General features: G+C 51.9%; 16 protein-coding genes. 14 read left to right on the top strand and 2 right to left on the bottom strand.

Going from position 1 to position 20,338, the window contains the following annotated elements; translation table 11 throughout:
* Positions 1 to 4: 4 nt before the first annotated feature.
* From DW922_RS01520 to DW922_RS01505, 4 genes are all read left to right on the top strand, one after another.
* Positions 5 to 193 (top strand): hypothetical protein, encoded by a 189-nt coding sequence (locus DW922_RS01520; protein WP_118725592.1) that lies wholly within the window; start codon positions 5 to 7, stop codon positions 191 to 193.
* 147 nt (positions 194 to 340) lie between these two features.
* Entirely contained in the window at positions 341 to 889 is a 549-nt protein-coding gene (gene spoVT, locus DW922_RS01515; protein WP_118725591.1) for a stage V sporulation protein T, read from the top strand.
* Positions 890 to 947: 58 nt separating this feature from the next.
* On the top strand, positions 948 to 1,298 hold the full coding sequence (locus DW922_RS01510) for a hypothetical protein (RefSeq protein ID WP_118719434.1): 351 nt from the start codon (positions 948 to 950) through the stop codon (positions 1,296 to 1,298).
* Between the two features lie 224 nt (positions 1,299 to 1,522).
* Positions 1,523 to 2,038, top strand: coding sequence for a hypothetical protein (locus tag DW922_RS01505; RefSeq protein ID WP_147353353.1), 516 nt, complete (start codon positions 1,523 to 1,525; stop codon positions 2,036 to 2,038).
* Positions 2,039 to 2,155: 117 nt separating this feature from the next.
* On the opposite strand, the gene DW922_RS01500 is transcribed toward DW922_RS01505, so the two are convergent.
* Positions 2,156 to 2,479: a hypothetical protein gene (locus tag DW922_RS01500; protein WP_147353352.1), complete on the bottom strand. Its 324-nt coding sequence runs from the start codon at positions 2,477 to 2,479 to the stop codon at positions 2,156 to 2,158.
* Between the two features lie 313 nt (positions 2,480 to 2,792).
* Positions 2,793 to 4,283 (bottom strand): cell wall-binding protein, encoded by a 1,491-nt coding sequence (locus DW922_RS01495; RefSeq protein WP_118719428.1) that lies wholly within the window; start codon positions 4,281 to 4,283, stop codon positions 2,793 to 2,795.
* Between the two features lie 281 nt (positions 4,284 to 4,564).
* Between DW922_RS01495 and DW922_RS01490 the strand changes: the two genes are divergently transcribed.
* The 10 genes from DW922_RS01490 to DW922_RS01445 all read left to right on the top strand — a co-directional run bounded on the left by DW922_RS01490 (position 4,565) and on the right by DW922_RS01445 (position 20,291).
* Positions 4,565 to 6,520, top strand: a complete 1,956-nt coding sequence (locus DW922_RS01490) for a thiamine pyrophosphate-binding protein (RefSeq protein WP_118719423.1) — start codon at positions 4,565 to 4,567, stop codon at positions 6,518 to 6,520.
* Positions 6,520 to 7,458 carry an NAD(P)-dependent oxidoreductase gene (locus DW922_RS01485; RefSeq protein ID WP_118719421.1) on the top strand — a complete coding sequence of 313 codons (939 nt, stop codon included), beginning with the start codon at positions 6,520 to 6,522 and terminating at the stop codon, positions 7,456 to 7,458. Before DW922_RS01490 ends, DW922_RS01485 begins: the two co-directional genes overlap by 1 nt.
* On the top strand, positions 7,406 to 8,746 hold the full coding sequence (locus DW922_RS01480) for a class I SAM-dependent methyltransferase (protein ID WP_118719419.1): 1,341 nt from the start codon (positions 7,406 to 7,408) through the stop codon (positions 8,744 to 8,746). Before DW922_RS01485 ends, DW922_RS01480 begins: the two co-directional genes overlap by 53 nt.
* Positions 8,747 to 8,850: 104 nt before the next feature.
* Positions 8,851 to 9,798: an NAD(P)-dependent oxidoreductase gene (locus DW922_RS01475; RefSeq protein ID WP_118725590.1), complete on the top strand. Its 948-nt coding sequence runs from the start codon at positions 8,851 to 8,853 to the stop codon at positions 9,796 to 9,798.
* A 115-nt stretch (positions 9,799 to 9,913) separates the two neighbouring features.
* Complete coding sequence (locus tag DW922_RS01470) at positions 9,914 to 10,855, top strand: glycosyltransferase family 2 protein (RefSeq protein ID WP_118719577.1); 942 nt, start codon at positions 9,914 to 9,916, stop codon at positions 10,853 to 10,855.
* A gap of 5 nt (positions 10,856 to 10,860) precedes the next feature.
* The gene (locus tag DW922_RS01465; protein WP_118719417.1) at positions 10,861 to 13,065 is read left to right on the top strand and encodes a glycosyltransferase family 2 protein; all 2,205 of its coding nucleotides are present in this window, start codon (positions 10,861 to 10,863) and stop codon (positions 13,063 to 13,065) included.
* A 14-nt stretch (positions 13,066 to 13,079) separates the two neighbouring features.
* Positions 13,080 to 14,066, top strand: a complete 987-nt coding sequence (locus DW922_RS01460) for a glycosyltransferase family 2 protein (RefSeq protein WP_118719415.1) — start codon at positions 13,080 to 13,082, stop codon at positions 14,064 to 14,066.
* A gap of 152 nt (positions 14,067 to 14,218) precedes the next feature.
* On the top strand, positions 14,219 to 15,640 hold the full coding sequence (locus tag DW922_RS01455; protein WP_118725721.1) for an undecaprenyl-phosphate glucose phosphotransferase: 1,422 nt from the start codon (positions 14,219 to 14,221) through the stop codon (positions 15,638 to 15,640).
* Positions 15,641 to 15,681: 41 nt separating this feature from the next.
* Positions 15,682 to 18,240, top strand: a complete 2,559-nt coding sequence (locus tag DW922_RS01450) for an LCP family protein (protein ID WP_243031973.1) — start codon at positions 15,682 to 15,684, stop codon at positions 18,238 to 18,240.
* 209 nt (positions 18,241 to 18,449) lie between these two features.
* Positions 18,450 to 20,291 (top strand): trypsin-like peptidase domain-containing protein, encoded by a 1,842-nt coding sequence (locus DW922_RS01445; RefSeq protein ID WP_243031972.1) that lies wholly within the window; start codon positions 18,450 to 18,452, stop codon positions 20,289 to 20,291.
* The last annotated feature ends 47 nt before the right edge of the window (positions 20,292 to 20,338 follow it).

Here is a 20,338-nt window from a genome sequence, read left to right as displayed (position 1 = left end):
ATCAATGAAACAGGAGACACAAAAGGAATCCGGGGGTGGCGTGCGAAAATTTCTGGTGCAGGATGAAAACCATGTGATCGAGGCGCATGAGCTTGCAAAGGACGGCATTGTAAACCGGATCTACCCGCTTGAGGGGAATGAGGAAGCCATGGGCTTAAATATGCTGGAGCAGATCATCGGTACCGGATATTGATGGGCTGATACAGCTTTTGAGCATAAATTTATGTATAAATTTCAGATGTTTCCACATACTGTCCATAAGACACACGATATGGAAAGGATGTTAAGAAACGGTATGAACCGGTGCTTGACGGAATAAGCGGTATGCAGGAGGAGCATTATGAAAGCTACAGGAATTGTGAGAAGGATCGATGATCTTGGACGCGTCGTGATTCCGAAGGAGATACGAAGGACACTCAGACTGAGGGAGGGGACTCCGCTTGAAATCTTTACGGACCGTGAGGGCGAGATCATTCTGAAAAAATACTCGCCCATGGTCGAGCTGGCGGCGTTTGCCACACAGTACGCAGACGCCATGGCGCAGACTACCGGTATGCTGGTCTGCATTACGGACCGGGACCAGGTGATCGCGTTTTCCGGCGGTCCCAAAAAGAATGTGCTGCAGAAGATGATCAGTAAGCAGCTGGAGCAGATGATCCATGAACGGGAAATCATTATAGCGGAACGGGAAAGCAAGAATTTTATTCCGGTTGCGGGAGAGGAGATCGATGGTGTGACCGCTGAGGTGATCGTACCGATCATCTGCGAGGGCGATCCCATCGGGGCGGTGGCACTTTTAAGCCGGGACCCGCGGGAAAAGCTGGGTGAGCCAGAATTAAAGCTGGTATCCACGGCGGCCGGTTTTTTAGGACGGCAGATGGAAGGATAAATCGAAAGAAATGTAGAAAGAAAAATAGAAAGAAAGTAGAAGGATAAGCAGGAAAAACATGCAGGAGAAAAATACAATGGGACAGCAGGAGGACTGGGAACTGTCTGAAGAATACTATAAGGAAGAAACCGGAAAGAAGGAGCTTCGTCTGGAAGATTTTCTGGAGACAGAAGAAGCACCGGAGAACCAGTCTGGTCTGGGCGGTGCAAATGGAGTTGCCGGGCAGCTAGAGGAGATGGCAGGACGCGTAAAGCAGGTCATGGAACTTTCCGGATCCGGACATCCGGCCGGTGCCATCGCATCGATGCTTGGCATGGATGTGCAGCAGGTGCGCGATATCATGGTCTGTGTCCAGTCATTTCCGGAAGATGACCCGCTGGCAGTGGCGCGGCTCATCGTGCTGGGATAGGCAGGGCGGTGTGAGTGGAATCTGAATCCGTGAGTATTCTGTGAAAAATCTTTACATTTTTCGAAAATGACTGTTCAAACGGAAGTCTTTCGTATATAATGTTATCTGTTTTCGGCGAAAATGCCGGAGTGAAAATCAGAAAAGAACCGTTATGGAAGGCAGTGCAGGTTATGGATTTCTGCACAATGCCAGCCGGAAAACAGAATACAGGAGGAATGAAGATCATGATGAAAATGGGTAAAAAAGCATTGCTTGTAGCTGCAGGCTGCATGCTTCTTTTATGCGGATGCACGAAGAGCAACATTGTACAGCCGGATGCGAGCGAGGCTGAGACACCGGATTTCAACATCTACAACAACATCGAGCTGGATATGGACCAGTTCCACGAGGAAGTAAATGAAATCTATCTGGACGAGGACGATTATCCGATGGCCGATTCCATCGATTTTACCATCGATGAGGACAAGGCTGTGGTTGACCTGACGATCGTTGTGAAGGATGGCACCAGTGGTGCAGATGCAGCAGAGTATGCAGATGCCGTAATCAAGGGAATCAATGATGAGGCAGCCGTTCAGGATTACAACTATGGCGAATCCGGAGAGGATACCTTCGGTGGATTTTTCCAGGACCGCAAGATCAGCTTAAAGATTTATGAGAAGAGCGCTTATGAGTCTAAGGGCGAGCCAATGTACGAGACCGAGATCCCGGAAGATACCTATATGACGTTTGATATCCAGTAACCAGAAAAAGCAGCGGAGGCACCAGAAACATGTCTGGTATTCAATGCAAAAAAACAGAGCAACAGATTTCCCACTTTGGAATTTCTGCTGCTCTGTTTTTCATTTCATTGTTTTCACTTAACGCATCTTATCCATCTGTCCGTCGGAACCGACATGGTAGTTGTCGACCCAGGAGTCAGTAACCATTTGCCCGTCTTCCCCGAAGAAATACCAGTCGCCCTTGTAGCGAAGCCAGTAGGAGGTTTTCCGGTTGCCCTTATCGTCGAGGTAATAGGTACCGTCCTTTAGTTCCAGGAGGCCGGTGGCTTTGGTTCCGTCATCCTTGATATATTGATATTGATCCTCTGCGGTTTTGTGCCACTCACCTGCCATGGCAGGGAATGCGCTCATCAGAAAACACAGGATGGTTAAGATGAGGGTGAGTCCTGCTTTTTTCTTCATAGTGATCATCCTTTCTCTCTGCAAACTCATTATAACAGCCCTGCTTTGCACTGGCAAGGGGCGCGGGGGTATTGTAAGGAAATCGGTGGAATTGTAAGAAAAATGTTATGAACAGAGCGGGAAGCACAGAAACAAGAGCAGAGAAAAAAATGAGGCGAGGGCAGAGGAGAGGGCAGAGACAAGAACAGTGATGCGAACAAAGATAGAAGGACATGCCAGCGACATGCCCTCTCTGTGTGAACGGATGAAATCTTCTTATTTTTCATTTGTACAGATAAATCGTTTGTATGGTTTCAGGTTGCGGTTTATTGTTCTACTCCTGGATGATTCCGTTTACATCAACGGTCCAGATCTTATCGTTGGAATCTTTCACATCTTTATAGCCATTTCCAAGCTCCGGCTTTGCCGCAGATTTGGAAGAGGAGGATGCTTTCTGAATGACACCATTGGTACCTGCCAGATAGGATACGCCATCTAACTGTACCGGGGCGAAACGCAGGTCGCGGTCTGCATCCTGGCGCAGTCCCTGCACGTAAACATTGTTGTCGCGGACTCCGTGGAAGCCGCGGCCCTTGTTGCCACCGTCGGTGTAGAAGAACCAGGTCTGGTTTTCGCCGAGATCTTCATCGTAGATGGTCTGCTTGCCGGTCTTCATAATGCCATCGGTGCCAAAGTAGTAATTACAGGTCTGTCCGTCTTCGGTGATCACACTCTGAAGTCCGGTCTGCAGCTCGCCTCGTTCGTTAAAGCCGAAGCGCTTGCCATCGACTGTGAAGACCTGTACACCCTGGGCTGCGTAGTAAGGACGGCCATTCTTAATATAGAAGATAAAGGTCTCGCCTTCCTCGCTGATCTCCGGTGCGCCTTCCATCTGGTACCAGCCGTTTCCTCGTTTTCCGTCGTTCTCATAGAACTGGTAGGATGCGATGCGAGGTGCAGTGGTTTGTGTGCGGTCCGTGTTGCTGTCACTTGCTACTGTGTTGGAACTATCGCCTGCGTCTGTGCTGCTTTCGCCTGCTTCAGCGTTGGAGACGCCTGCAGTTTCAGCGTCAGCGCTGATCTCAGCGTTTGCGTTGCCAGCAGCCGGATCAGCATTTGCTGCGCTGTCAGCGCTTTCCGGCAGGCGGAACCATCCGGTCTGCAGGATCCCGTTCTGGAAGGTGTAGTAGGAACCACCGATCTTGCGGTCGATCTGGTTCATGACCATGCGGCCATTGTTGTCAAAGAAATGCCATACAGTATCCTGATCCAGTTCTTCGTCCTCATTTTCCAGCTCAATCCAGCCGGTCTTCATGGCTCCGTCGCCTTCTTCGCCGAGATAGTAGGTTGCGCCGTCTAACTCTAGCATGCCAGTCTGCATGTGGCCTTCTTCGTTAAAATAGTAATTCTTTCCGCCGATCTCCTGCCATTTGGAGATGACGCTTCTTCCGTCTTTTCCATAGTAGTACCAGTAAGTATCCGGGGCCTCAGAGTCCCACTCATCCTCGTTTGCTTCACTGATCCACTGGTTCATGACACGGCGGCCTTCCTCGTTTACATAATATTCATCAATTCTGCAGGAACGGGAAAGGTAGCCGTCTTCGTTTAAGTAATACCACTCGCCGTCTTTCTTTTTCCAGGAATCAGTCAGGTAGTAGCCTTCGCTGTCTTTGTAGCGGAGCTCACCATCTTCTGTGAGCCATCCGGCTGTTGCAGCCAGGACGGTGGAAACGCTGCCCGGAATGGAAAGCGCAAGTGCAGGGGTTGCCGCTGACATTGCTGCCGCGGTGGATAATACAGCCAGTAATTTGCAATGTTTGTTCATAACTTTGTTACTCTCCTTTTTTCTTGTGGAAACCGGAGCCGTCTGGTGTCTGTAGTGCGGTCTGCAAAAGCAGCAGGAGCTACAGACGGACGAAGCCAGTTTGCAGGTTGGCCGAAAATCCGCAGTTGCATTACGGTGCCGATTATAGCGGATTTCATACAGCTTGAAAAGTGAAGGTTACTGGAAAGAAAGGCATGCGCTGCCAGTCGAGATTTCTGGGTGCAGGATGCGGGATAATATGCTATACTTATGCTATTGACGAAAACAGGAGGAGATTCCCAATGAAGATCAAGGTATCGAATTACATTGCCGGAAAGCTGGTTGAGGCAGGCATCAACCAGGTCTTTACGGTTACAGGGGGAGGTGCCATGCATTTGAACGATGCACTGGGCCATCAGGAAGGGCTGCACTGCCTGTACCAGCACCATGAGCAGGCATGTGCGATCGCGGCAGAGGCTTATGCGAGAATCCACAACAAGATTGGTGCACTGTGTGTGACAACAGGCCCTGGCGGCACCAATGCCATCACCGGCGTGGTTGGCGGCTGGCTGGATTCTATTCCGATGCTGGTCTTATCCGGTCAGGTGCGCTACGACACGACTGCACGCTGGTCCGGCGTTGGCATCCGTGCCATGGGTGACCAGGAGTTTGATATTGTAAAATCCATCGACTGCATGACCAAGTACAGCGAAATGGTGATCGACCCGCTGCGCATCCGCTACTGCCTGGAGAAAGCAATCTATCTGTCTTATTCCGGACGTCCTGGCCCGACCTGGCTGGACATTCCGTTAGATGTACAGGGTGCGTATGTGGATACGGACGACTTAGTCGGATTTGACGCGGCAGATTACGAGGCTGGCGGCACTGGCTGGGCAGAGCCTTCACCAGCTCATGCGATCCCGGAGGATTACGCTGGAAAAGGGGAGCACCGCCAGGTACTTCCGAAACCGGTTTCCAAGGAGCTTGCAAGAGAGATCATCGAGAAAATCCGCAATGCGAAACGTCCGGTTCTGTATGCAGGAAACGGAATCCGCATTGCCGGCGCGTTCGATGCTTTTATGGAAGTGGCAGACGGACTGGGAATTCCGGCAGTTGTTGGCTGGAATGCGAACGACTGCATGTACGATGACTGTCCGTGGTACGTGGGCAGACCGGGCAACATGGGCGACCGTCCGGGCAATCTGGCTGTACAGAACAGTGATCTGGTATTTTCCGTGGGAAGCCGCTTGAGCATCCGTCAGGTCGGCTACAATTATAAGACCTGGGCCCGCGAGGCGTATGTGATCATGAACGATGTAGATCCGGAGGAATTGAAAAAGCCGAGCGTCCATGTCGATATGCCGGTTCATGCAGACGCAAAGGATCTCATGGAGACGATGGCAGCCGTTCTTCGGGAAGAATATGACAAAAAGCCGGTATTTGACGGCGGCGAGGGTCTTCCGGGCATGACCTGGAGCGAGACCTGCCGGATGTACCGGGAGAAATACCCGACGATCCGCAAAGAACAGTTAAAAGCGGATCCGACCCGCGAGGCGAATGTTTACGCGGTGGTAGAAGCACTCAGCAGCCGTTTGAGCGAGGATCAGATCACGGTAGTCGGAAATGGTTCTGCCTGCGTGGTCGGAGGACATGCGTACATCATGAAGAAAGGACAGCGGTTCTTATCCAACTCCGCGATCGCTTCCATGGGTTACGATCTGCCTGCAGCGATCGGTGCCTGCATGGCAGCCCATGATCCGGAATTTGAGGGGGACGGATACAGCCAGCACGACATCATCCTGCTGACCGGTGAGGGCAGCATCCAGATGAATCTTCAGGAGCTGCAGACCATCATCCACCACAAGATGCCGGTCAAGATTTTCCTGATCAACAATGGCGGCTATCATTCCATCCGCCAGACCCAGCGGAATTTCTTCGGGGAGCCGTTGGTCGGAATCGGCGTAGACAGCCACGACTTAAGCTTCCCGGATATGGCAAAGCTTGCCCCGGCTTACGGTTATCCGTATGTGGCAGCATATCACAATGAGGAGCTGGCTGATGCAGTAGAAAAGACTCTGGCCATGGAAGGACCGGTCATCTGCGAGCTGTTTGTGACGACCGACCAGAACTTTGAGCCGAAGTCCTCCGCAAAGCGTCTGCCGGACGGTACCTTGGTATCTCCGCCGCTTGAGGATCTTTCCCCATTCCTTCCGGATGAGGAGATGGACAAACTGATGATCATTCCGAGGATAAAATAATGCGAATTGTAGTAACAGGCGCGACCAGCTTTATCGGCGCGGCAACAGTAAGACAACTTTTAGAGGCGGGGCACCAGGTTTTTGCGGTGGTCCGCCCCGCTTCTTCTAATATGAAGCATTTGCAGGAGATGGCAGAGGGCATAGATTGCGGAACACTTGCCATCCGTCCGCTTGATCTGGCAAATATCAGAGAGCTGGCCGGCTTTTTTGCAGATGCCTGGATCCATATCGGCTGGGATGGCGCAGGAAGTGAGAACCGGACCAAACGTGACGTGCAGCAGAAAAATGTCACGTATGCCCTGGATGCAATAGAGACAGCAGCAGCGCTTGGCTGCCGCCGTTTTTTATTTACCGGATCTCAGGCAGAGTACGGAGTCTGGCACCAGACGGTGGCAGAGGACACTCCCTGTCACCCGGTGTCTGAATATGGCAAGGCAAAGGTTGATTTTTGCGAAAAAGCGAAAATACTTTGCAAACGTAAGAATATGGAGTATATTCATACGAGGATATACAGCGTGTACGGCCCTGGGGACCATCCGTGGTCACTGGTGCAGTCTTGCCTTCGCACCTTTTTGGAGGGCGGCAGCATGAAGTTGGGTGAGTGTACACAGAACTGGAATTTTCTTTATATCGATGATGCAGCCGCAGCGCTTGTTGCACTGTTAACCGGAGGAAAGGCTGGCATCTATAATATTGGCAGTACCGATACCAGACCGCTTAGGCGTTACATTGAAGAGATGCATGCGCTTTGCGGACACCGGGGAAGCTTTACCTATGGGGAGCGGCCGCAGAATGCGGAGGGTCCGGCAGACCTTATGCCGGATATCAGCAAGCTTTTGCGGGAAACCAGCTGGCGGCCTGTCAGGACATTTGCGGAGGGAATTTATGAAACATTGCATAGCCTGCGGGAAGATCCTGCCGGAAAAGAGTCTCTTTAATTTAAAAAATGCACCGGCATCGGCCCAGGATATTCCGGATGTGGATGAAGTGAAGGACGATCAGGGCATTACCCTTCAGTTACACCAGTGCAGTGGCTGCGGACTGGTCCAGTTTGATTATGAGCCGGTGGCTTACTACCGCGATGTGATCCGTGCCGGTGGTGGTTCTTCCACCATGCGGGAGCTGCGGACGAGCCAGTACCGCCACCTGATCGAAACCTACCATCTGGAGGGAAAAACCTTTCTGGAGGCAGGCTGTGGCCGGGGCGAATTTTTGAAATTCTTACAGGAGTTTCCGGTTGAGATCTACGGAATGGAGCACAAGGCAGATCTGGTTGCGGCAGCGCAGGCTGATGGCCTTCGTGTCTGGAGAGAGTTCCCGGAGCGGGAAGACCAGAAGTTTGGCCATTCCGGGGAAGCCTCCATGCTGCCGGAGCGTGGCTGGAGCGTGCCGGAAAAGCCGTTTGATGTGTTCTTATCCTTTAACTTTTTAGAGCACCAGCCAAGACCGGATGTTATGCTGAAAGCCATCTGGAACAATCTGGCTGAGGACGGCATGGGCCTGGTCACCGTGCCGAGCCTGGAATACATTCTGGAGAAGGAAAGCTACTATGAGCTGATCCGCGACCATATTGCTTATTACACGTTTGATACACTTCGTGCATTATTAAACCACTGCGGCTTTGAGGTGCTCGAGGAGGAAATGATCAACCGCGATACGCTTTCCATGGTGGTGAGAAAGACTGCTATGCCGGAAGACGGGAAAATGGAGCAGGATGATCTTGCGGGTCTGGAACGCGCAGCATCAGGTGTACAGACAACTTCGAAATGTATGGAAGCAGAAACTGGTGCACAGAAAGAACATGCAGAAAAAACAGCGAAGGCACAGCGTGAAGACGCTGCAGATGCAGGCATCATCGCCCCTCTGACCGACGGCTATGCGGTGGTAACCGGAGAAATCCGCGCACTGACAGAACGTCTGAACCGGGAAGGCAGACGCCTTGCCATGTGGGGAGCAAGCCATCAGGGCTTTACCCTGGCATCGACCTCTGCTCTTGGGGAGTCTCTGGCTTACATCATCGATTCTGCTCCGTTTAAACAGGGGCGTTTTGCACCGGCCTCCCATGTGCCGATCGTGGCACCGGACCATTATTTTGAAGAGCCGGTGGATGCAGTGCTGATCGTGGCACCGGGTTATACCGATGAGATCGCGGGTATCATAAGAACAAAGTTCGGTGCGGGTGTGGAGGTCATGACTCTGCGCACAAACCGGATTGAGCAGCTCTGATGCCGCAAGGAAGAAGAAACGTTACTGATTCATGCAGTGCCTGCACAGAATCTGGCATGGAGTGAAAGCGCAGGAACGGCAGAAAACAACAGGAGTATGGAAACATGATACAGAATCTTTCCGGAAAACGGATTGTGATGACCGGAGCCACTGGTTTTATTGGAAGCCATGTGGGAGAGCGGTTTTTGGAAGAGGGTGCAGAGGTTTACTGCCTGGTGCGCCCGCAGTCGCAAAAAACAGACTGTCTTCCGGTGCATGAGCACTTGCACCGGATCGCGGCGCAGATGGATGAGGCGGTAGCGTGTGTTCCGCAGATTGGCCACGCAGATGCATTTTTACATTTTGCATGGCGCGGCGTAAACCGCCAGGAAATCGACTCACCCGAAGTGCAGAAAACCAATATTGACGGCTCGCTTCGCTGTCTGGAAGCGGCAAAGCTTCTGGGCTGCCAGGTGTTTATGGACGCCGGTTCCCGGGTAGAATACGGTATTACTTCAGACGGCACCATGGAAGAGTCCATGGAGTGCCACCCGGTCAATGAATACGGGAAAGCAAAGCTTGCTTTTTTTGAGCAGGCAGCAAAGCTTTGCCGGGAAATGCAGATGACCTATTACCACCTGCGTTTCTTCAGTGTTTACGGAAAAGGCGATCACCCGTGGTCCATCATTTCCACGCTGACGCGGGAGCTGCCGGAGGGAAAAACCGTATCGTTAAGCGCCTGCAGGCACCGCTGGAATTTTATGGATATCGCAGATGCATCCCGGGCAGTCGTAGAATTGTATCGCTACAGCGACAGCCATCCGGATGAATGCCACGCTGTGAATGTGGCTTCGGAAGATACCCGGGTACTGCGGGATTTTGTTGAGGAGATCCACACGCTGTGCGGTGGACGCGGAAACCTGGAATACGGAAGCTTCGTCCAGGCAAAGGAAGGTGCCCTTTCCATCTGTCCGGTCAATGAAAATATAAAGAAGCTGACGGACGGAACCTGGAAGGAAGAGGTTTCTTTTGCGGAGGGAATCCGGAGGATGCTTCCACAGATACTGGCATAAAAATGTGGAAAAAACAAACAGAAGCATCAGCTTCTGTGGAAAATTGTCATTCTGGATCTGGACAATGACAGTGATGGCAAATAAGTTACAAGAAACGATATGGAAGGAAACGATTATGAAAAAGATCAGTGTGCTGATCCCCTGCTACAACGAGCAGGAAAATGTTGAGGCAATCAGCAAAGCGGTACTGGAAACCCTGACGCGGGATCTGCCGCAGTACGACTATGAGCTGGTGTTCATCGACAACGACTCAACCGATGAAACCCGCCCGATCCTGCGCAGGCTCTGTGCAGAAAACCCGAAGATTAAGGCCATCTTTAATGCCCGCAATTTCGGACAGTTCAACTCTCCGTATTACGGCATGCTGCAGGTGACCGGCGACTGTGTCATTGAGATGGTGGCAGATTTCCAGGACCCGGTGGACATGATCCCGAAATACGTGAAGGCCTGGGAAGAAGGCTACAAGATCGTCATCGGCATCAAGACCAGCAGCAAAGAAAACAAGATCATGTATGCGCTCAGAAGTTTCTATTATAAGACAATCAAGAAGCTGTCTGACGTGGAGCAGATCGAGCACTTCACCGGTTCCGGACTGTACGACCGGGATTTTATCGAGGTGTTAAGAAAGCTGGATGACCCGACGCCGTTCCTGCGCGGAATTGTGGCGGAGCTTGGCTATAAGCGGAAGGAGATTCCGTACGAACAGCCGAAACGCCGCGCCGGAAAAACGCACAATAACTTTTACCGCCTGTACGATGCAGCCATGCTCAGCGTGACCTCTTACACGAAAGCAGGCTTACGTCTGGCTACGTTTGTGGGTGCCATCAGCGCATTTTTAAGCATGGTGGTTGCAATCGTTTACCTGGTCATGAAGCTGGTCTGGTGGGACCGTTTCCCGGCAGGCATGGCACCGATGCTGATTGGCATGCTGTTTTTGGGTTCGGTGCAGATCTTCTTTATCGGTATGGTGGGAGAGTATGTGCTCTCCATTAACCAGCGTGTGATGCACCGCCCGCTGGTCGTAGAGGAAGAACGACTGAATTTTGAGGAGAAATAGTTTATATGAAATACAAGATTGACGTAGTGAGGATCCGGGAAAATTCGATTCAGTTAAATGGCTGGGTCATCGGAAAGACACCGGAGTCCAAGGCAGAGTTTGAGGTTCTGGACCAGGAGAAAAAGCCGCTTCCGGTCAAATATGTGGCAACCCGCAGGGATGACGTGAGCCAGATTTACTATAAACAGGTCTATGACCGGGATTATGGCTTTGACATCCAGTTCCCGTATGAGCGTGGGGCGGACTACTGGCTGGTGATCCGCTGTGATGGAAAGACTGCCCGTGTGAAGTATAATGAGGAATTGATCGCGAAGCGTGCCAGTGTGGCACACAAGCGCATGGAAAAGATCAAGGATCTTATGAACATGGAAACCGTGCATGTGGCACTGGAGTTTGGAAAAAAGCATGGCTTAAAGGCGTTGCTTTTGAAGTCCCGCCACAAGCTGCAGGGCCTGGACAACGATTATGACTATGGCGAGTGGTATGAGCTGACCCGCCCGAAGGAAGAAGAACTGGATGCCCAGCGCGAGACAAAGTTTGCGAAGGAGCCGCTGTTATCCATTGTCATTCCGGCGTACAAGACTCCGGAGAAATACCTGCGGGAGATGCTGGATTCCATTCTGGCCCAGACCTACAAAAAATGGGAGGTCTGCGTAGCAAACGGAAGCCCGAAGGGCGAGGGAGCTATTGTCAGCCGCGTGATGGCGGAATATACAAAGAAAGACAGCCGCTTCCACGTGTCGGAGCTTGGGGAGAACCTGGGTATTTCCGGCAACACCAATGCGGCCCTGGAGATGGCAAGTGGTGACTTTATCATTCTGGCCGACCACGACGATACCATTCCAGAGCATGCCCTGTATGAGGTGGCAAAGATCATCAACGAGCACCCGGACTGCGATGTCATCTATTCCGATGAAGATAAGCTGGATATGGACGGCGGCGCGCTGTTCGACCCGCATTTCAAACCGGATTTCAACCCGGACCTTTTAACCAGCGTCAATTATATCTGCCATCTGTTTGTAGTGAAACAGGAACTGCTGAACAAAGTAGGCGGCTTCCGCCACGAGTTTGACGGCGCCCAGGATTACGATTTTATTTTCCGCTGTACGGAGAATGCGAAAGAAATCTGCCATATTCCAAAGGTGCTGTACCACTGGCGCTGTCACCAGGAGTCTACGGCCAGCAACCCGGAGAGTAAGCTGTACGCGTTTGAGGCAGGTGCACGTGCGATCATGGCACACTATGAGCGCATGGGCATCCCGGCTGAGAAAGTGGAAAAGGGCGTGGATTACGGAATCTACCACACGACCTTTAAGATCCAGGGCGACCCGCTGGTGTCGGTTATCATTCCGAACAAGGATCACAGTGTGGACTTAGACCTCTGCATCCGATCCATCATCGAGCGTGCCACCTACAAAAACCTGGAGTTTATTGTGGTGGAGAACAACAGCACCGAGCCGGAGACCTTCGCATATTATGAGAAGATCCAGAAGGAATTCCCACAGGTGAAGGTCGTCCGCTGGGAGCGGGAGTTCAACTATTCTGCGATCAACAATTTCGGCGCTTCCTTTGCAAAGGGCGAGTACCTGATGCTGTTAAACAACGATACCGAGATCATTGCCCCGCGCCTGTTTGAGGAGATGCTTGGCTTCTGCCAGCGGAAAGAGGTCGGCATTGTCGGTGCCAGACTGCTCTATGAGGATGACACGATCCAGCATGCCGGAGTCGTGATCGGTTTTGGCGGCGTGGCAGGTCATACCTTTATTGGCCTGCATGAAGCGGAAAACAGTTATTTCCACCGTGCAATGTGTGCACAGGATTACAGTGCTGTAACGGCAGCCTGCCTGATGGTGAAAAAGTCGGTTTTCCATGAAGTTGGCGGCCTGACTGAGGAGCTGGCTGTGGCATTTAACGACGTGGACTTCTGCCTGAAGGTGCGGGCAGCCGGATATCTGGTCGTTTACGCACCGTATGCAGTGATGCATCATTATGAGTCCAAGTCCCGAGGTCTGGAGGATACACCGGAGAAAGTAGCACGCTTCAACCGGGAGTGGGCACTGGTGGCAAGCCGCTGGCCGGATATCTTAAAGAACGGGGATCCTTACTACAACCCGAACCTGACCCTGCGAAAATCAGACTTTTCCCTGCGGGATCTCTTAAAAGAGAAGATCGGCGAGCCTTATAAGCTTCCGGATCTGAAGGAACAGTAGGTGGAGGCGTGCGTATGAAGAAAGTAACGATCATCATTCCAAATTATAATGGCCTGAAATTCATGGAACCCTGTATGGCGGCGCTGGATCGGCAAATCTGCCGGGACTTTGAACTGCTGGTGGTGGACAACGGCTCCACCGACGGCAGCGTGGAGTGGCTGAAGGAGTATGGGCTTCCATCGATTTTCCTTGAGACGAATACCGGCTTTTCCGGAGCGGTCAATGTGGGGATCCGGGCAGCAAAAACGCCGTATGTGATCCTTTTGAATAATGACACCGAAGCAGAGCCGGAGTATGTCGGAGAACTCTTAAAAGCCATAGAAAGTTCTCCGAGGATTTTCTCCGTGAGTCCGAAGATGATCCAGCTTTACCATAAAGATCTGATGGATGACGGCGGCGATATGTACAGCATTATGGGCTGGGCATACCAGCGTGGCGTGGGACAGGAAATAGAACGTTATGACCGCCCTTGCCATATCTTCTCTGCCTGCGCCGGTGCGGCGATCTACCGCCGGGAGGTGTTTGAAGAGATCGGATATTTCGATGAGATGCATTTTGCTTATCTGGAAGACATCGATGTGGGATACCGGGCAAAAATTGCGGGATACTATAACCGTTACTGCCCGTCTGCGAAGGTGTTTCATGTGGGAAGCGGCACCAGCGGCTCCAAGTACAATTCCTTTAAGGTCAAGCTTGCGGCCCGCAATAACGTGTATCTGAACTATAAAAATATGCCGGCACCACAGCTTCTGTTTAACAGCATTCCGATCGCTATGGGCATCGCCGGAAAGTATCTGTTCTTTAAAAAGCTCGGCTTTGAGAAAGACTATGTAGCCGGGATCTTAGAGGGAATCAAGACGGTAAAAAAGACCCGCAAGGTTCCTTACCGCCGGGAGAATTTTGGCAATTATCTCGCCATTGAGTGGGAGCTGATCTACGGAGCGGCACTGTATATTTACGAGTTTTCCAGACGTCAGGTGAGAAAAGCAGGGAAAAGTTAAGAGAAATTTAATATCTCAATCCAGAAAATTCGTGTATAATCGTTACGATTCCATTATGATGCCATAAGACCGCCATTTTGCGCGGATCCTGGCAAAATCCGTTGCTGTTTGTGCTATATACGGGCGGCAATCTGAAAATCAAGGTGGACTATATGATAAAAGATAATCAGTCCAGACTGAACCGGCTGCATGTGCTTCTGGATGCACTGGTGATCGCAGCTGCCTATGTGTTCAGCTGGTTTATTACATTAAAAAGCGGATTGTTCGGGGCAGATTTAGAGGCTGGTATCCTGCCGACCTGGTTTTATATGCGGGTCCTGGTGGTGATCATACCAGTCTATCTGCTTTTGTATACAATCTTTCATCTGTTCACGCCAAAGCGGGTGCAGGGCAGACGCCAGGAGTTTGCCAACGTCTGCAAGGCGAATATCATCGGACTGTTTCTTTTCGGAACTATTTTGTATGTAGGAAGAAAGAACCCTTATCTGCGGGAGTTTTCTGCAAGGCTTGTCGCTGGCTTTTTCCTGACCAACATTACCGCAGAAACGCTGGAACGGAACCTGATCCGTACCGTGCTGCGCTCCATGCGTGCAAAGGGCTACAATCAGAAGCATATCATTCTGGTGGGTTACAGCCGTGCAGCCGAGGGTTATATTGACCGTGTGCTGGCAAACCCGGAGTGGGGATACCGCGTGCGCGGCATTCTCGATGACCATAAGCAGTGGGGATATGATTACCGCGGCATCAAGGTCATTGGAACCCTGAAAGAGTTAAAACCGATCCTGGATATGAACCGTCTGGATGAGATCGCGATTACCTTAAGCCTGAAAGAGTATGCCGGTCTGGAGCAGATCGTGGCAGTCTGTGAGAAATCCGGAGTCCACACGAAGTTCATTCCGGACTATAACAATGTGATCCCGACCAGGCCATATACGGAAGATCTGCAGGGACTGCCGGTCATCAATATCCGCCATGTTCCGTTAAACGATCCGCTGAATGCGGCGATGAAGCGTGTGGTTGATATTTTCGGCGCGGTTGTTGCGCTGATCCTGTTTTCCCCCATTATGCTGGTGACAGCCGTGTTGATCAAGCTGACTTCACCGGGACCGCTGATTTATTGTCAGGAACGGGTGGGGCTTCATAACCGCCCATTTAAAATGTACAAGTTCCGTTCCATGGAAGTGCAGGCGCCGGAAAAAGAAAAGAGTGAGTGGACGACCAAACGCGATCCGAGGGTAACGCCGATCGGAAGGATCATCCGCAAAACCAGCATCGATGAGATGCCGCAGCTCTTCAACGTTTTGTTCGGCAGCATGAGCCTGGTAGGGCCCCGGCCGGAGCGCCCGTATTTTGTAGAGCGGTTTAAGGAAGAAATCCCAAGGTATATGATCAAGCACCAGGTACGGCCGGGTATGACAGGCTGGGCGCAGGTGAATGGTTACCGTGGTGACACTTCTATCACCAAACGGATCGAGCACGATCTTTATTACATTGAAAACTGGACTTTGGGATTTGACTTTAAGATATTGTTTCTGACATTTTTCAAAGGCTTTATTAATAAGAACGCCTATTGACCCGGTTGCGGAGCAGGCAGGAATTAAGATGAGGTACAAACATGAGTCACGATTATGACGATGAGTTAGAGCGCAGTACAGAAAGACGAAGCAGACGAAATCCCCACATGAGGGACAGATCCGGAGCGTATGCAGCTTCTGAACGCGAAGACGGTTACGTAAATGAGCGGGAACGCTGGGAGAGCCGTCAGAGAAAACGTCAGGAGGCAGCAGAGCGGGAGCTGGATGTAATGGGAGATTCCCGGATCTATGCGCTTCCCAAACAGCCGAGACGGGAATATGAGCAGGAAGACTCCAGAAGAGCGAAGGAGCCGGATATGCTCGATGAATTCGAGATGGGCCGGGTGCGCGTTTCATCCCGCCGCAGGACCAATGCAGATTATGAAGCTGATATGTCCGATGAAAGCCCGCGCAGCAGTGCCGTGCGTGAGACAGCCGGAAGCCGTGCAGTACGGGAAACAGCCGCTGCGAAGGCAGGAGCCGGAAACAGCCGCCGCGCAGGAGCAGCCGGAGAAGACCGGAGAAGCGGAGGGACAGCTGATGCTGGAGAAGGCCAGTGGGGAAGAAACACTGGAGCGGAAGAAAACTGGGAAAATTCCAGAAGTACCGGAACTGGAAGAAGCCGGCGCAGAAATGCCGGGACTTCAGAAAACTGGCAGAATGCTCAGGAAACTGAGCAGGGAAGAAGCCAGCGCAGCATGAGAGCTGCTGAAGCCGGAGAAAGCCGCCGGGATACAAGAACAGCAGAGCCTTCCGGAGGCGGACGGCGGGGCGGACGTTCCGAGTTTGGCCGCAGTGAGGCGAAGAAAAAACGCAGACGCCGCATCATTGCCATGATCGTGGCAGAGTGCATTGCCCTGGTGGCTATCTTCAGCTATGCCTTTATGGCACGCATGATGTCCCAGATCCAGCGCTCGGAGGATTTCCAGATCAGCGAGATCAAGACGAATGATATTGCGATGGACGCAGAAGAAAATATGAAGGGCTACTGGACCATCGCCATCTTTGGTGTCGATGCACGTGACAATGCCATCGAGAAATCCACAAACTCCGATGTTATCATCCTCTGTAATGTCAACCGTGATACAGGTGAGATCAAGCTGGTATCGGTATACCGTGACTCTTATTTAAATATCAACGATAAGGGCTCTTATACTAAGATCAACCAGGCTTACTTTGTAGGCGGACCAAAGCAGGCAGTAGAGGCATTAAACCGTAACCTTGACCTTCAGATCCAGGATTATATGACCTTCAACTGGAAGGCCGTAGCCAATGCAATCGATGTTCTCGGCGGTGTCGATATCGAGCTGAGCAAGGCAGAGTTTTTCTATATCAACTCCTTTATTACTGAGACTGTAAAGGCAACCGGAATCGGTTCCCACCAGTTAACCCATGCAGGCATGAACCATTTAGACGGTGTCCAGGCCGTAGCTTATGGCCGCCTGCGTCTGATGGATACAGACTATGCACGTACTGAGCGCCAGCGTAAGATCATTGCGCAGGCCTTTGAAAAATCCAAGAAGGCAGATTTCCAGACACTGTATACCCTGATCGGAACTGTGTTCCCGCAGATATCTACCAGTATCGGAGTCGATGACCTGGTAAGCAACGCCAGAAATATCACGAAGTTCCATCTGGGAGAGACAACCGGATTCCCGCAGGCCCGCGGTGACGCAAACATGGGCAAGAAGGGAGCTGTAGTTGTTCCTGCAACTCTGGAAAGCAATGTCATTGAGCTGCACAAGTTCCTTTTTGGTGATGAGGCTTATACCCCATCTGAGACTGTTAAGAAGATCAGTGCAAAAATCTCTTCCGATACTGGCATCTATAAAGAAGGCCAGTTTGTCGGAAATGTAGGAACCGGTGGCGGTGTGGTACAGCCGCAGAAGACCAAGGCAGCAGCGACTAAATCTTCCGATAAGTCCAAGGACGAGGAAGGATACCAGACCGTATACGAGTACGATAAGAACGGCAAGAAGGTCAGCAAGAAGCTCAAAATGGAGACCGACGCTGACGGCAAATATGTAAAGTACGAGACCGATGCCGACGGATTCCTTGTGAAGGACGAGACCATCTCCAGCAGCCACAGCGCTGCATCAGCAGCTGAGACAGATGCGAACGGCGAGACAAAAGAGACGGACAGCAAGGGAAACCATAAAAATAATGAAACCTCTGACAGCGAGTCTGGAATTGCAGATACCAAAGTAACAGACCGTCCGGGAACATCTTCGGAGTCATCATCTGCAGCACATCCGGGCAGCAATACGGAGAGCAGCTCTGCCAGCCACCCGGGAAGCAGCACGACGCCGACCACGGCAGCATCCCATCCGGGAAGCAATAGTAGCACGCCGACCAGCTCTGCAACACATCCGGGAAGTACGGCTGAGGGCACAACATCAGGTTCTGGAAGCACGGTCCCGACGGCAGCGTCCCATCCGGGTGGCAGCACCACCCCGACAAGCGCAGCCAGTCATCCGGGCAGTACATCCACAACACCGACCAGCGCAAATTCCGGAAACCCGTCCTCTGCGGGCCCGTCCGGAAGCGGAAACAGTTCTTTCTCCGCAGTGTCCGGGACGGTGGCAGGACCGGGGCAGTAAATATAACAATATCTCACAGTAAACACAAATGGGCCGGAAGGTTCCGTTCCCGCCGAATGGCGGGGACGAAACCTTTCGGCCCTCGTTCGTTACTGTGTGATATTGTTAGAATTCACAATTAAGTTGAAAAGGGAACACAATTGCATCACATTTCTCTGTTATAGTTCTTTACAGAGTTAAGAAAGAAGTACAGAAAGGAGATCATAAGTATGTACGAAGAAGATAGAAATAACAGAGAAAATAATTCGGAAGCTGGTTACAACGACCGCAACGACGAACATATGGAATACCGCAGAAACGCAGCCCAGAACACAGATAGCCAGGAGGTAAGATCCCAGCAGGGTCCGGCACAGGAACAGGGCAGAAGTGAAGCCTGGAAGGGCGCAGCCCAGGAGTGCAGCCAGAGAGACAGCAGCTGGCAGTCCGCACCGCAGAGCACCAGCCAGAGTGGCAGCGGCGCATGGCAGTCCGCAGCCCAGGCAAACGGTCAGGAGAGTGGCAGCGGCGCATGGCAGTCTGCAACCCAGGCAAACGGTCAGGAGAGTGGCAGCAGTGCATGGCAGTCCGCAGCCCAGACAGGCAGCCAGGAGAGTGGCAGCAGTGCATGGCAGTCTGCATCGCAGGCAGGTACCCAGAACAGCAGCACATGGCAGCCGGGTTCACAGGAGCAGGGCCAGGGCAGCGCATGGCAGTCTGTATCCCAGAACGGAAACCAGCAGGCGGCCCAGCATGAGCAGGCTCACCACACAACAGGCGGCTGGGCACCGCGCAGACCAGAGTTCCATCATAATGCACACCAGAAACCAGAGCATGCAAAACGCAGCGGTCACGGCATGGCCAAAAAGGTTGCAGCCGTTACGGCAGCAGCAGTTTTGTTTGGTACGGTCGCAGGCGGTACGATGTTTGCAGTTGATACCATGGGAGAATACCTGAAGGGGCAGTATACCACGATCGGCCAGACAGAAACACAGGCTCAGGTCAAGGTGGCAGAATCGGATTCCGGCGATGGCAGCACCACTGCCGGGGCACCGGTCACCTCAGCAATCCAGACGGATGTTTCTTCCATCGTAGAGAAAGCAATGCCGTCGGTTGTTGCGATCAACAATACAATGGTCATGCAGCAGCAGACCTGGTTTGGACCGAGCCAGACCGTTGAGGTTCCGAGCAGCGGCTCCGGTATCATTGTAGGCCAGAACGATGAAGAGCTTCTGATCGTTACCAACAACCATGTTGTTGAGGATTCCAAGGAGCTGACGGTTACCTTTATCGATAACCAGCAGGTTTCTGCAGCAATCAAGGGAACAGATTCCGAGACAGACCTGGCAGTCATTGCCATTCCGTTAAAGGACATCCCGTCCGATACCATGAACCAGATCAAGGTTGCAACACTCGGTGATTCCGATGCATTAAAGGTTGGCCAGGGTGTTATTGCGATCGGTAATGCACTTGGCTATGGCCAGTCTGTAACTGTTGGCTATGTCAGTGCTTTAAACCGTGAGGTAAAGGCTGAGGACCAGACAACCCGTACCCTGCTTCAGACCGATGCGGCCATCAACCCTGGTAACAGTGGCGGCGCACTGCTGAATATGAGAGGTGAGGTCATTGGCATCAATGCAGCCAAATATTCTTCTACTGAGGTAGAGGGCATGGGCTATGCAATCCCGATCTCCCAGGCACAGGACATCATTAACGAGCTGATGAACAAGAAGACCCGTGTAGCAGTTGATGAGGCTCAGCAGGGCTTCCTGGGTATTCAGGGACAGAATATCGATGAGACTGCAGCAAGCATGTACGGAATGCCGAGAGGTATTTATGTATACAAGATCGTAGAAGACAGCGCAGCATCGAAGTCTGACTTACACGAGAAGGATATCATTACCAAGTTCGATGGCCAGACCGTCCGCACCATGGCAGACCTGAAGGATATGCTGACCTACTATAAGGGCGGTGACACCGTGAACTTAACCGTACAGTCTCTGGAGAATGGACAGTATACAGAGCGTACCGTCCAGATCACGCTGGGAACCAAGCCGGCCGGTGAGACTAACTAAATATAACAATTTATTTCACTTTAATAGGGCCGTGTGAGTTGCCGAAA

The organism is Clostridium sp. AM42-4 (assembly GCF_003480105.1).
GTDB lineage: Bacteria > Bacillota > Clostridia > Lachnospirales > Lachnospiraceae > Brotaphodocola.
This window is presented reverse-complemented; position numbering and strand designations above follow the sequence as displayed.